Here is a 12,726-nt window from a genome sequence, read left to right as displayed (position 1 = left end):
AAAAAACAAAAACCGGGGCACTGGGCCCCGGCTTCCGTCAACCTAACGCTTAGACGCGTTCGAAGACGGTGGAAATGCCTTGGCCGAGACCAATGCACATGGTTGCAACCCCAAGGTTGCCGCCATTTTGCTTCATCACGTTAAGCAAAGTGCCGGAAATACGCGCACCGGAGCAACCAAATGGGTGGCCCAGGGCAATCGCACCGCCGTGCAGGTTAACCTTCTCGTTCATCTTGTCGAGTACTTTCAAATCTTTCAGCACTGGCAAGGCCTGTGCGGCGAAAGCTTCGTTGAGCTCGAAGAAGTCGATATCGGAGATGGTCAGGCCCGCGCGCTTCAAGGCTTTTTGTGTGGCCGGTACTGGACCATAGCCCATGATCGCCGGGTCCACACCCGCCACTGCCATCGAACGGATCACCGCCAGCGGCTGGATACCCAGGTCCTGGGCACGCTGCGCCGACATCACGATCATGCACGAAGCACCGTCAGTGATTTGCGACGAAGTACCGGCAGTCACGGTACCGCCCTTTGGATTGAAGGCAGGTTTGAGGGCCGCCAGGCTTTCCAGGGTGGTGTCCGGACGAATGGTTTCGTCGTAGTCGAACAGTTTCAGGAAACCGTTCTCGTCGTAGCCGTTCATCGGGATGATTTCATCTTTGAACTTGCCTTCCACAGTCGCCTTGTGGGCGAGCTGGTGGGAACGCACACCGAATGCGTCCTGGGCTTCACGGGTAATGCCGTGCATTTTGCCGAGCATTTCTGCGGTGAGGCCCATCATGCCCGAGGCTTTTGCCGCGTACAGCGACATGTGCGGGTTAGGGTCAACGCCGTGCATCATGCTGACGTGGCCCATGTGCTCCACGCCGCCGACCACGAACACATCGCCGTTACCGGTCATGATCGCTTGCGCTGCGGTGTGCAGCGCGCTCATCGACGAGCCGCACAGGCGGCTGACAGTCTGGCCAGCGGCTGTGTGCGGGATCTGGGTCATCAACGACGCCATGCGCGCGATGTTCCAGCCCTGTTCCAGGGTCTGGTTGACGCAGCCCCAGATCACGTCTTCGACTTCGTTCGGGTCGACCTTGACGTTGCGTTCCAGCAATTTGCTGATCAGGTGCGCCGACATGTCTTCGGCACGGGTGTTGCGGTGCATGCCGCCCTTGGAGCGGCCCATCGGTGTGCGACCGAAGTCGACAATCACCACGTCTCTTGGATTCAAGCTCATAAATATTCTCGCTCTATTCGTCTGGGCGCTTAACCGAAGAAGCTCTGGCCATTCTTGGCCATTTCACGCAGCTTCGCGGTCGGGTGGTACAGCGGGCCCAAATCAGCGTATTTGTCAGCCAGGGCAACGAACTCGGCCACACCGATCGAGTCGATGTAACGCAGCGCACCACCACGGAATGGAGGGAAACCAATACCGTACACCAGGCCCATATCGGCTTCGGCGGCGGTTTCAACGATGCCGTCTTCCAGGCAACGCACGGTTTCCAGGCACAGGGCGATCATCATCCAGTTGATGATGTCCTCATCGGACACCTCACGCTGTTCGTAGATGACCGGCGCGAGTACTTCGTGAACCGACGGGTCGGCCACTTTCTTCTGCTTGCCCTTCTTGTCAGCCTCGTAGGCGTAGAAGCCCTTGCCGTTCTTCTGGCCCAGGCGCTTGGCCTCGTAGAGCGCGTCGATCGCCGAACGGCGGTCGTCTTTCATGCGGTCCGGGAAGCCTTCAGCCATCACGTCACGACCGTGGTGGCCGGTGTCGATGCCGACCACGTCCATCAGGTACGCCGGGCCCATTGGCCAGCCGAATTTTTCCATGACTTTGTCGATACGCACGAAGTCCACACCGGCGCTGACCAACTTGGCGAAACCGCCGAAGTAGGGGAACAGCACGCGGTTGACCAAAAAGCCCGGGCAGTCGTTGACCACAATCGGGTTCTTGCCCATTTTCTTGGCGTAGGCAACGGTGGTGGCAACTGCCAGCTCGCTGGACTTCTCGCCACGGATCACTTCCACCAGCGGCATCATGTGCACCGGGTTGAAGAAGTGCATGCCGACGAAGTTTTCCGGACGCTTGAGGGCTTTGGCCAGCAAGCTGATGGAAATGGTCGAGGTGTTCGAGGCCAGGATAGTGTCTTCCTTAACCTGGGCTTCCACTTCAGCCAGTACGGCTTGCTTGACCTTCGGGTTCTCGACAACCGCTTCGACCACCAGGTCGACGTGGCCGAAATCGCCGTAGGACAGCGTAGGACGAATGCCGTTAAGCACTTCAGCCATTTTCGCAGCGGTCATGCGGCCTTTATCAACGCGGCCCACCAGCAGCTTGGCGGCTTCTGCCAGGCCTTGCTCGATGCCGTGCTCGTTGATGTCTTTCATCAGGATCGGCGTGCCTTTGGACGCCGACTGATAGGCGATACCGCCACCCATGATACCGGCGCCGAGTACGGCAGCCTGTTTCACGTCTTTGGCGATTTCGTCGTAGGCCTTGGCCTTTTTCTTCAGTTCCTGATCGTTCAGGAACAGGCCGATCAGGCTCTGGGCAGCCGAGGTTTTCGCCAGTTTGACGAAGCCTGCAGCTTCCACTTCCAAGGCTTTGTCGCGACCGAAGTTCGCGGCTTTCTGGATGGTCTTGATCGCTTCAACCGGCGCCGGGTAGTTCGGGCCGGCTTGGCCCGCCACGAAACCTTTGGCGGTTTCGAACGACATCATTTGTTCGATGGCGTTGAGCTTGAGCTTTTCCAGCTTCGGCTGACGCTTGGCCTTGTAGTCAAATTCGCCGTTGATGGCGCCCTTGATCAGGTTCAGTGCCGCTTCGGCCAGTTTGTCCGGGGCAACCACAGCATCGACGGCGCCGACTTTCAGCGCGTCTTCTGCACGGTTTTCCTTACCCGCGGCAATCCACTCGATGGCGTTGTCGGCACCGATGATGCGCGGCAGGCGTACGGTGCCGCCGAAACCTGGGTAGATGCCCAGTTTGACTTCAGGCAAGCCGATTTTGGCGGTCGCCGACATGACGCGAAAGTCTGCCGCCAGGCACATTTCCAGGCCGCCGCCCAACGCGATGCCATTGATTGCGGCAACGGTCGGCACGTTGAGGTCTTCGAAATCGCTGAAGATCTTGTTGGCTTCGAGGTTGCCAGCCACCAGCTCGGCATCGGGCAGCTTGAAGTTGTCGACGAATTCGGTGATGTCAGCGCCGACGATAAACACGTCCTTGCCGCTGGAGACGATCACGCCCTTGACCGAAGCATCTGCTTTGATGGTGTCTACGGCCTGACGCAGTTCGTTCAGGGTTAGACGGTTGAACTTGTTGACGGACTCACCCTTGAGGTCGAATTTCAATTCGACGATGCCACTTTCAAGAGCCTTAACCGTGATGGCTTTACCTTCGTAAATCATCAACTGATCTCCACGATATGGAAGCTGAACAGTACTCACTGGACGCTGGCCTATGGTTGAACATTGATAGTTGCGTCAATGCTCACACCCATTCGCCAGGCACACCCGCCAATGCGCTAGTCGGGGTTCTGTATGAGCGGTCTGACAGACAAACGCTCAATTCATACGCCCGTTTGATTTGGGTACGCCACCTTCATCCAATTCTGGGCAATTGTCAATCGCTCGAAAGGCTAGGGAAAACGCGACTTTCCAGTCAGTTCAGAACCCCCACCCTAAGCCCGCGCCTCGTCAATATTCAAATATTCACGAAATCAATAGTCTGAAATTTGTGGGAAAAGGCTGTACACAACGGGATATGCCGCTAGGCTAGCGACAAGCTTAATGCGCCTGGATGAACATCCGACGCGTGAATCACAGATTTCCGGCCTGCCTGGCCAACTCCAGCCCGATGATGATGTCGGGCTTTTTATTGCCTGGCTTTTATCTGACAGACATCAAGCCAGGGCCTTGAGCAACGTATCAATGTCCTTCAACACACTCGCCTCGCCCTTCTCGCCCCAGCACAAGGCGATCATCTGCTTGTCGGCCTCGACCTTGTAGACGTTGTCCGGCAGCGTCGCAAAATGCGCCAACAACTTTTCATCGACGCACACCTCACGCCACTGATTGACCCACACACCCGGCTCCAACTGCCAATAGCTCCAGATGGCCGGCGTACGCCCGCGCCGTGGGCGGCAGTACTGCGCGCATGGGCTCGGCGGCTCCTGCTTGAGCCAGTGCGGCCACTCCTGGGGTGCCAACTGCATGGCCAGGCCGATGCGGCGCGCCTCCATCCGCAGGGCCATGCGTCCACTCTGATGGCGTGAGGGGCGCAGCCATGCCAGAGGGCTCAGAACCACTAGAAGGATTGACACCACTATCCAGACCGTCATATCTGTACTCCCGAATTTCTAAATGAGCGGATTTGATTTGACGCAACCCCATCCGCTTGAAAGCAGCCATACTGAACTTATTGCAGTCCCCTGGAGGAACGCCCCATGTCATACGAACATATTCTGGTCGCCGTAGACCTGACCGAAGAGTGCGATCCAGTCATCAAGCGCGCCCGCGCCTTCGCGGTCGCCAGCGACGCCAAACTGTCGCTGGTGCACATCGTCGAGCCGATGGCCATGGCCTTTGGAGGCGACGTGCCCATGGATCTGTCCCAGTTGCAGCAACAACAGTTTGACCAGGCCAAAGAACGCCTGGAGCGGTTGATCCTCAAATACCCGGAAGTGACCAAGGAGAACTCGCACCTCACCTACGGCCAGCCGCGCCAGGAAATCCACCACCTGGCCAAGGAACAGGGCTGCGACCTGATCGTGGTCGGCAGCCATGGCCGCCATGGCTTGGCATTGCTGCTGGGCTCGACCGCCAATGATGTGTTGCACGGCGCGCCGTGTGATGTGCTGGCGGTGAAGCTGGTAAAAAGCGCTTAAGAGCGACACAGCTCCCACATTTGAACTGTATTTCATACAAAAAAACCGGCGCTCATATAAATGAGCGCCGGTTTTTTTAATGCGCTTGAATCACTCAGGCATCCAGCTCAGCCCAACGCTCAACCAACACTTCCAGCTCCTGGTTCAACGTCTCCAGGGAAGCAATGACCTTGGCGGTTTCCGCCGCCGGGCGCAGGTAAAAACCCGCGTCAGCCATGTCCGCCTCTACTGCGGCGATCTGCTGTTCCTTGGCGTCGATATCACCCGGCAAGGCTTCCAGCTCGCGTTGCAGCTTGTAGCTGAGCTTCTTCTTGGCCGCCGGCGCAGCTTCCTGGGCCGGTTCAGCAGCGGCAACCGCCACCACTGCCGAGGTCAAGTCGGCTTTGCCGGACTTGCTCTCGGTCACGCCCAGCAGGCGCGGCGAGCCGCCCTGACGCAGCCAGTCCTGATAACCACCGACGTATTCACGCACTTTGCCTTCACCTTCGAAGACCAGGGTGCTGGTGACCACGTTGTCGAGGAATGCCCGGTCGTGGCTGACCATCAGCACAGTGCCGTTGAAGGTCAGCAAGACCTCTTCCAGCAGCTCGAGGGTTTCCACGTCAAGGTCGTTAGTCGGTTCGTCGAGTACCAGCAGGTTGGCCGGTTTGCTGAACAGTTTGGCCAGCAGCAGGCGCGCACGCTCACCACCGGACAAGGCTTTCACCGGCGTACGTGCACGCTGTGGGCTGAACAGGAAGTCGCCCAGGTAGCTCAGCACGTGGCGGCTCTGGCCGTCGATGTCGATAAAGTCGCGGCCTTCGGCGACGTTGTCGATCACGGTTTTTTCCAGGTCCAACTGGTGGCGCAACTGGTCGAAGTAGGCCACGTCGATCTTGGTGCCCTCCTCTACCGTGCCGCTGGTCGGTTGCAGGCCATTGAGCATCAGTTTGAGCAAGGTGGTCTTGCCGGTACCGTTGGCGCCCAGCAGGCCGATACGGTCGCCGCGCTGCAGGACCATGGAGAAGTCCTTGATCAGGAACGGGCCATCCGGGTGATGGAAGCTGACGTTCTCCAGCACCATAACCTGCTTGCCCGACTTGTCGGCGGTGTCGAGCTGAATATTGGCCTTGCCAGTGCGTTCGCGACGCTCGCTACGCTCATTGCGCAGAGCCTTGAGGGCACGTACGCGACCTTCGTTACGGGTGCGACGGGCCTTGATGCCCTGGCGGATCCAGACTTCTTCCTGAGCCAGCTTTTTGTCGAACAACGCGTTGGCGGTTTCTTCAGCGGACAGTGCGGCTTCCTTGTGCACCAGGAAACTGGCGTAGTCGCCGTTCCAGTCGATCAGGCCGCCACGGTCCAGTTCAAGGATGCGCGTTGCCAGGCTCTGCAGGAAGGCACGGTCGTGCGTGATAAACAGCACGGCGCCCTGGAAGTCCTTGATGGCTTCTTCCAGCCAGGCGATTGCGCCGATGTCCAGGTGGTTGGTTGGTTCGTCGAGCAGCAGCAGGTCCGGCTCGGACACCAGGGCCTGGGCCAGCAGCACGCGACGACGCCAGCCACCGGACAACTCGGCGAGGGTCTTGTCGGCCGGCAGTTGCAGGCGGCTAAGGGTGCTGTCGACCAGTTGCTGCAAGCGCCAGCCATCACGGGCTTCGAGGTCTTGCTGGACGTGCATCAGCTTGTCCAGGTCTTCTTCGGTGACGCAGTTCTGCGCCAGGTGATGGTATTGCGCGAGCAACTCACCGACGCCGTCGAGGCCTTCGGCAACCACGTCGAACACTGTCCGTCCGTCGGCCACCGGCAATTCTTGCGGCAATTCGCCGATCTTCAGGCCCGGGGCGCGCCAAACAGAGCCGTCATCGGGCTTCTGGTCGCCCTTAACCAGCTTCATCATGCTGGACTTGCCGGTGCCGTTGCGGCCGATGATGCACACCCGCTCACCACGGGCGATCTGCCAGGACACCTTGTCCAACAACGGCATAGCGCCGAAAGCAAGGGACACATCGCTGAATTTGAGCAGGGTCATACGCTTCTCCAAAAACTGGGCGCGCATTCTACCTGACTTGAGGGTTGGATGCGGCCGGCATTTTCGCTATCGACACGTTCTGTAGGACATTTACGCTGAACTTCAGCCAGCCGGCCGGCAAAGCTTTCGCCGGCCGCTGGCAAAAGGCTAAGCTAGGGGTAATCAGTGTCGGCAGTGCCGGTGCTAGTCGTGATTTCTCTGCACGGACGTCTCATGCGCAGTCGCCTTTTCAACTTTTTATCTTGTCTGCTTCTTTCCGCCACCGCCGTTCAATCCGCCCAGGCCGTGGACCTCACCACCCAACGTCAATATTACGATGAAGCCAAACGCGCCCTCGCCAAAGGCGACAGCGGCCCGTACATGCAATACAGCCAAGCGTTGGCCGACTACCCGCTCACGCCGTACCTGGCCTACGACGAGCTGACCGCGCGCCTGAAAACCGCAAGCAACGAGGAAATCGAACAGTTCCTCGCCAAAAACGGCGACCTGCCCCAGGCTAACTGGATGAAACTGCGCTGGTTGCGCTGGTTGGCCGACCGTGGCGACTGGCAGACCTTTGAAAAGTACTACGACGCCAAACTCAATTTCGTTGAACTGGACTGCCTGCATGGCCAGTACCAGCTCACCCATAACTTGAAAGCCGAAGGCTACAAGACCACCGAAAAACTCTGGCTGACCGGCAAATCCCAACCCGCCGCCTGTGACGCCACCTTCGGCCAGTGGGCCGCCGCTGGCCAACTCACCGAACAAAAAATCTGGGACCGCGCCAAGCTCGCCGCCGAAGCGCGCAACTACGCGCTGGCCAACAGCCTGGTGAAAACCCTGCCAACCCTCGGCGCCCAGGGCCGCCTGATGGTCGACGTAGCGCAAAAGCCCGACATGCTCAGCGATCCATCGCGCTTCCTGCCCGCCAGCGAGGCCATGTCTGACGCCGTAGGCCTGGGCCTGCGCCGCTTGGCACGCCAGGACCCGGAGAAGGCCATGGCCCTGCTCGACGGGTATGCCAGCAGCATGCACTTCTCCCGTGACGAAAAAGTGGCAATCGCCCGCGAGATCGGCCTGACCCTGGCTAAACGCTTCGACCCGCGCGCCCTTGAGGTGATGACCAAGTACGACCCGGAGTTGCGTGACAACACCGTCTCCGAATGGCGCCTGCGCCTGCTGTTGCGCCTGGCCCGTTGGGAAGACGCCTACCAGTTGACCCGCAAACTCCCACAAGACCTGGCCACCACCAACCGCTGGCGCTACTGGCAGGCTCGCAGCCTGGAACTGGCCGAGCCAAAAAACCCGCAAGCCCTGGTGCTGTACAAAAACCTGTCGCGGGAGCGGGATTTCTATGGCTTCCTCGCCGCCGACCGCTCCAAGGCGCCGTACCAGTTGAACAACAAGCCACTGGTGATGAGCCAGGCGCTGATCAACAAGGTGCGTAACACGCCCGGCGTGCGCCGTGCCCTGGAGTTCTATGCGCGCGGCCAGATCGTCGATGGCCGCCGCGAGTGGTATCACGTCAGCCGTCACTTCAACCGCGATGAAATGGTCGCCCAGGCCAAGCTGGCCTATGACATGAAGTGGTACTTCCCGGCGATCCGCACCATCAGCCAGGCACAGTACTGGGACGATTTGGATATCCGCTTCCCGATGGCCCACCGGGACACCTTGGTGCGCGAAGCCAAGGTGCGTGGCCTGCATTCGAGCTGGGTGTTTGCTATCACCCGCCAGGAAAGCGCCTTCATGGACGACGCCCGCTCCGGCGTCGGCGCCAGCGGCCTGATGCAACTGATGCCCGGCACCGCCAAGGAAACCGCGCGCAAGTTCAGCATCCCGCTGGCCTCACCGGCCCAGGTGCTCGACCCGGACAAAAACATCCAGCTCGGCGCGGCCTACCTGAGCCAAGTGCACAGCCAGTTCAACGGCAACCGCGTACTCGCCTCCGCCGCCTACAACGCCGGCCCCGGCCGTGTTCGCCAATGGCTGCGTGGTGCCGACCACCTGAGCTTCGACGTGTGGGTGGAAAGCATCCCATTCGACGAAACCCGCCAATATGTGCAGAACGTGCTGTCTTATTCGGTGATCTACGGGCAAAAGCTCAACTCACCGCAGCCGCTGGTGGATTGGCATGAGCGGTATTTTGATGATCAGTAACACCTAGGCCGGAGGTCGCCATACTGTTGGCGACTCAACCCCCGTGGCGAGCGGGGGTCTTGTGGCGAGCGGGCTTGCCACAGCAAACCCGCTCGCCATCAGCCGTCGCTATTGGCGACCTCAAGCCCATCACTGAACTGCAACGCCGCCAACCGCGCATACAGCGGATTGCTCGCTATCAACTGCTGGTGCGTGCCTACCGCCACTAGCTTGCCCTGGTCCATCACCGCGATCCGATCGGCGTTCTTCACCGTCGCCAACCGATGCGCAATCACCAACGTGGTGCGGCCCTGCATCAGTTGCGGCAACGCCTGCTGGATCAAGTGTTCACTCTGGGCATCCAGCGCGCTGGTGGCTTCGTCCAACAGCAGGATCGGTGCGTCCACCAGCAACGCGCGGGCGATGGCCAGGCGTTGGCGCTGACCGCCGGAGAGGCCCATGCCGCCGTCGCCGAGATGGGTCTGGTAGCCGTCGGGCATTTGCAGGATGAAGTCGTGGGCGTGGGCGATGCGCGCGGCAGCCTCGACCTGGGCGGTGGTGGCGGACGGGTTGCCGTAGCGAATGTTTTCTTCGACGCTGCCGAAAAACAGCGCCGGGCTCTGGGACACCAACGCGAAGTGGCGGCGCAGGTCCATCGGGTCGAGTTCGGTCAGTGCGTGGCCTTCCAGCAGGATGCAGCCTTGCTGGGGGTCGTAGAAACGCAGCAGCAGGTCGAAAATCGTCGATTTACCGGCACCGGACGGGCCGACCAAGGCCAGGGTTTCGCCGGGATTGATGGTCAGGCTCACACCATCGATGGCGTAGCTGTCGGGCCGCGACGGGTAGGAAAAGCGCAGGTCTTGCAGTTCCATGCGGCCGCTGACGCGCTGCGGCAATTGCACAGTACCGGCGGCAGGCGCCTGAATTTCGTTACTCGACTGCAACAACTCGCCAATCCGCTCGGCGGCACCGGCGGCGCGCTGCAGCTCGCCGAGCACTTCGCTCAGGGTGCCAACAGCGCTGCCGACGATCAGGCTGTAGAACACGAACGCCGCCAGCTCACCACCGGAAATACGCCCGCTGATCACGTCCATACCACCGACCCAGAGCATCACGCCCACAGCGCCCAGCACCAGCATGATCACCAAAGTAATCAGCCAGGCGCGCTGTGCGATGCGCTTGCGCGCCGTGGCAAATGCCTCCTCCACGGTCACGGCGAAGCGCTGTTCGTCCTGCACTTGGTGGTTGTAGGCCTGCACGGTCTTGATCTGGCCGAGGGTCTCGGACACATAGCTGCCCACGTCGGCGATGCGGTCCTGGCTCAGGCGCGAGAGGCTGCGCACACGGCGCCCGAAGATCAGGATCGGCGCCAGCACCAGCGGCAGCGCGATCACCACGATACTGGTGAGCTTGGGGTTGGTGACAAACAGCAACACGATGCCGCCGATGACCATCAAGGCGTTGCGCAGAAACAATGACAGCGACGAGCCGATCACTGATTGCAGCAAGGTGGTGTCGGTGGTCAGCCGTGACTGGATTTCCGAACTGCGGTTGTTTTCGTAAAAGCCTGGGTGCAGGTAGATCAGGTGGTTGAACACCTGCCGGCGAATGTCCGCCACCACCCGTTCGCCGATCCACGACACCAGGTAAAACCGCGCAAACGTGCCCACGGCCAGGCCCAACACCAGAATCATGAACAAGCCGATGGACTGGTTGAGCAGGTGCGGCGATTGCGTCATAAAGCCCTGATCCACCAACAGGCGAATGCCCTGGCCCATGGACAAGGTGATGCCCGCCGTGACGATCAGCGCCAACAGGGCACCCAGCGCGTGCCAGCGGTAGGGCGCAATGAAGCGGCTGGCCAGGCGGATCGCGCGGCGTTGACGGACTGAAAGCATGGAGGGCAGCACCTGTGCAGGAAAAGTATCTACAGCACAACATTGGGGGAACTTGGCTGAATAACAATGAGTCAGGTTAATTATGCCCGCCGATGCTGACCGCTAGAGGCTATCGGTCTAACCCCTGGCTGGAAATTTGTATCGGTTTCTGGTGGACTGGATGTTCTAACCGATGACCTTGTAAGGAGTTGTAATAGCTCGGTCACGCGGGGGAATTAAAGTAGGTACACAACCTGATGAGGAGACAGGCCATGACCTTGCAAAATAGCAGCGATGCCAAGATTGAAGTGATCCGCCAACCGCAGTATCTGCCTTGCTCCGTGATCGACGCCCAAGGCCGCGAAGTGCAGATTACCGAAGAGATGATCCAGCAAGCGTGCCGCGAGCTGGAACAGCGACTGGTCAAGCCTGCCAAGCAAGGCTGATACGCCTAAGCTCTTTGTGACCCGGCCTTGATGGCCGGGTTTTTTATGCCTGTTTTAAAGGGTGATGGCGCCCAATGCCGAGACGATGTTCGACAGCGCCGCCGACTCGCCATTGATGCGCACCTTCAGGCCATCAATCTCACGGCGCTGCGGGTAGTGCTTGCGCAGCAGGTCGAACGCCTTGCGCTGCTCCTGCACGGTGCCTACGAGGCTGCGACGGAAATCCGCATCATCGCGGCGCGGGTCGTACACACTGCGGCACAAGGTCGCCAGCGCCCAGGCCGGGTCGGTCGATGCGTTCAAGTGCACCTCGGCCAGCCACGGTTGCGGCAGCAGATCACTTAAATGAATGCTCGGCTCCTGGCCCAGATGGGCACAGAACGCCTGGTAAATCTGCGCGGTGCCGCGCTGTTTGCCATCGAGACTGTAGCCGGCGATATGCGGAGTGGCCAGCACGCACAGGTCGGCCAGGTCGACATCCACTTCGGGCTCGCCTTCCCACACGTCCAACACCGCTTGCAGGTCCTCACGCTCCAGCAACACTTCCCGCAGCGCAGCGTTGTCCACCACCGGGCCACGGCTGGCGTTGATCAGCCAGGTGCCGGGCTTGAGGCGGTTGAGCCGCTCGCGATCGAATAAGTGCCAAGTGCAGCCGTTGCCGGATTTGGTCAGCGGCGTGTGCAGGCTGATCACGTCGCACTGCTGGATGATCTGCTCCAGGCTGACGTAATCACCGTCTTGGGCAATCTGGCGCGGCGGGTCGCACACCAGCACGTTCCAGCCCAGGCCCTTGAGCACCTTGACCAACCGCCCGCCCACTTCACCGGCACCGACAACGCCGTAGGTACGCTGATTCAGGTCGGCGCCCTCGATCTCAGCCAGGGTCTGCAGGCTGCCCAGCACATAGTCCACCACGCCGCGCGCGTTACAGCCGGGCGCGCTGGACCAACTGATGCCGGCCTGTTTGAAGTAATCCAGGTCCAAATGATCGGTGCCGATGGTGCACGTGCCGACAAAGCGTACCTTTGTGCCTTCCAACAACGCGCGGTTGACGTTGGTCACCGAACGCACCAGCAGCACATCGGCCTGCTCGACCGTGGCGCGGTCGATGGAACGGCCGGGCACCCGGCGAATCTCGCCAAACCCTTCGAAGAATGCATCGAGCAGCGGGATATTTTCGTCGGCAACAATCAACATGGCAGGCTCCTTTCGCGGACCAGCAGTGTACAGGGATGCGATCTGTGTAACACCGCAGATGCCAGGTGGGCAGTGCTTATGTGGGAGCCGGGCCTGTGTGGGAGCTGGCTTGCCTGCGATGCAGACACCACGGTCTATCAGCTATACCGAGATGATGCTATCGCGGGCAAGCCCAGTTCCCACAGGGGTTCAGC

Annotated in this window: 9 protein-coding genes; 3 read left to right on the top strand and 6 right to left on the bottom strand. The window is 60.2% G+C overall.

The window, feature by feature from the left end; all coding sequences use genetic code 11:
* Positions 1 to 49: 49 nt before the first annotated feature.
* The 3 genes from fadA to KZH41_RS09325 form a co-directional block, all read right to left on the bottom strand.
* A complete protein-coding gene (fadA, locus tag KZH41_RS09335) occupies positions 50 to 1,225 on the bottom strand; it encodes an acetyl-CoA C-acyltransferase FadA (protein ID WP_026136849.1) in 1,176 nt (391 codons plus the stop codon).
* Positions 1,226 to 1,254: 29 nt separating this feature from the next.
* Positions 1,255 to 3,402: a fatty acid oxidation complex subunit alpha FadB gene (gene fadB, locus KZH41_RS09330; RefSeq protein WP_263274720.1), complete on the bottom strand. Its 2,148-nt coding sequence runs from the start codon at positions 3,400 to 3,402 to the stop codon at positions 1,255 to 1,257.
* Between the two features lie 494 nt (positions 3,403 to 3,896).
* Positions 3,897 to 4,334 (bottom strand): hypothetical protein, encoded by a 438-nt coding sequence (locus KZH41_RS09325; protein ID WP_242154977.1) that lies wholly within the window; start codon positions 4,332 to 4,334, stop codon positions 3,897 to 3,899.
* Positions 4,335 to 4,439: 105 nt separating this feature from the next.
* Here KZH41_RS09325 and KZH41_RS09320 point away from each other — a divergent pair, with 105 nt between their 5' ends.
* Positions 4,440 to 4,880 (top strand): universal stress protein, encoded by a 441-nt coding sequence (locus tag KZH41_RS09320; protein WP_094951165.1) that lies wholly within the window; start codon positions 4,440 to 4,442, stop codon positions 4,878 to 4,880.
* 94 nt (positions 4,881 to 4,974) lie between these two features.
* On the opposite strand, the gene KZH41_RS09315 is transcribed toward KZH41_RS09320, so the two are convergent.
* The gene (locus KZH41_RS09315; RefSeq protein WP_094951166.1) at positions 4,975 to 6,891 is read right to left on the bottom strand and encodes an ATP-binding cassette domain-containing protein; all 1,917 of its coding nucleotides are present in this window, start codon (positions 6,889 to 6,891) and stop codon (positions 4,975 to 4,977) included.
* A 213-nt stretch (positions 6,892 to 7,104) separates the two neighbouring features.
* On the opposite strand from KZH41_RS09315, the gene KZH41_RS09310 reads away from it, so the two are divergent.
* On the top strand, positions 7,105 to 9,033 hold the full coding sequence (locus KZH41_RS09310; protein WP_094951167.1) for a transglycosylase SLT domain-containing protein: 1,929 nt from the start codon (positions 7,105 to 7,107) through the stop codon (positions 9,031 to 9,033).
* Between the two features lie 98 nt (positions 9,034 to 9,131).
* Here the strand turns inward: KZH41_RS09310 and KZH41_RS09305 are convergent, their stop codons facing one another.
* Positions 9,132 to 10,919 carry an ABC transporter transmembrane domain-containing protein gene (locus tag KZH41_RS09305; protein ID WP_242156023.1) on the bottom strand — a complete coding sequence of 596 codons (1,788 nt, stop codon included), beginning with the start codon at positions 10,917 to 10,919 and terminating at the stop codon, positions 9,132 to 9,134.
* 242 nt (positions 10,920 to 11,161) lie between these two features.
* On the opposite strand from KZH41_RS09305, the gene KZH41_RS09300 reads away from it, so the two are divergent.
* Positions 11,162 to 11,335, top strand: coding sequence for a PA1571 family protein (locus KZH41_RS09300; protein ID WP_176462939.1), 174 nt, complete (start codon positions 11,162 to 11,164; stop codon positions 11,333 to 11,335).
* Between the two features lie 54 nt (positions 11,336 to 11,389).
* Here KZH41_RS09300 and pdxB read toward each other — a convergent pair whose 3' ends face one another.
* Complete coding sequence (pdxB, locus tag KZH41_RS09295; protein WP_242154975.1) at positions 11,390 to 12,532, bottom strand: 4-phosphoerythronate dehydrogenase PdxB; 1,143 nt, start codon at positions 12,530 to 12,532, stop codon at positions 11,390 to 11,392.
* Between the last annotated feature and the right edge of the window lie 194 nt (positions 12,533 to 12,726).

The sequence above is a fragment of the Pseudomonas sp. YeP6b genome (assembly GCF_025642995.1).
Classification (GTDB): domain Bacteria; phylum Pseudomonadota; class Gammaproteobacteria; order Pseudomonadales; family Pseudomonadaceae; genus Aquipseudomonas.
This window is presented reverse-complemented; position numbering and strand designations above follow the sequence as displayed.

Coding starts and splice junctions, on each gene's coding strand:
- fadA (WP_026136849.1), bottom strand. CDS start 1,225: ATGAGCTTGAATCCAAGAGACGTGGTGATTGTCGACTTCGGTCGCACA.
- fadB (WP_263274720.1), bottom strand. CDS start 3,402: ATGATTTACGAAGGTAAAGCCATCACGGTTAAGGCTCTTGAAAGTGGC.
- KZH41_RS09325 (WP_242154977.1), bottom strand. CDS start 4,334: ATGACGGTCTGGATAGTGGTGTCAATCCTTCTAGTGGTTCTGAGCCCT.
- KZH41_RS09320 (WP_094951165.1), top strand. CDS start 4,440: ATGTCATACGAACATATTCTGGTCGCCGTAGACCTGACCGAAGAGTGC.
- KZH41_RS09315 (WP_094951166.1), bottom strand. CDS start 6,891: ATGACCCTGCTCAAATTCAGCGATGTGTCCCTTGCTTTCGGCGCTATG.
- KZH41_RS09310 (WP_094951167.1), top strand. CDS start 7,105: ATGCGCAGTCGCCTTTTCAACTTTTTATCTTGTCTGCTTCTTTCCGCC.
- KZH41_RS09300 (WP_176462939.1), top strand. CDS start 11,162: ATGACCTTGCAAAATAGCAGCGATGCCAAGATTGAAGTGATCCGCCAA.
- pdxB (WP_242154975.1), bottom strand. CDS start 12,532: ATGTTGATTGTTGCCGACGAAAATATCCCGCTGCTCGATGCATTCTTC.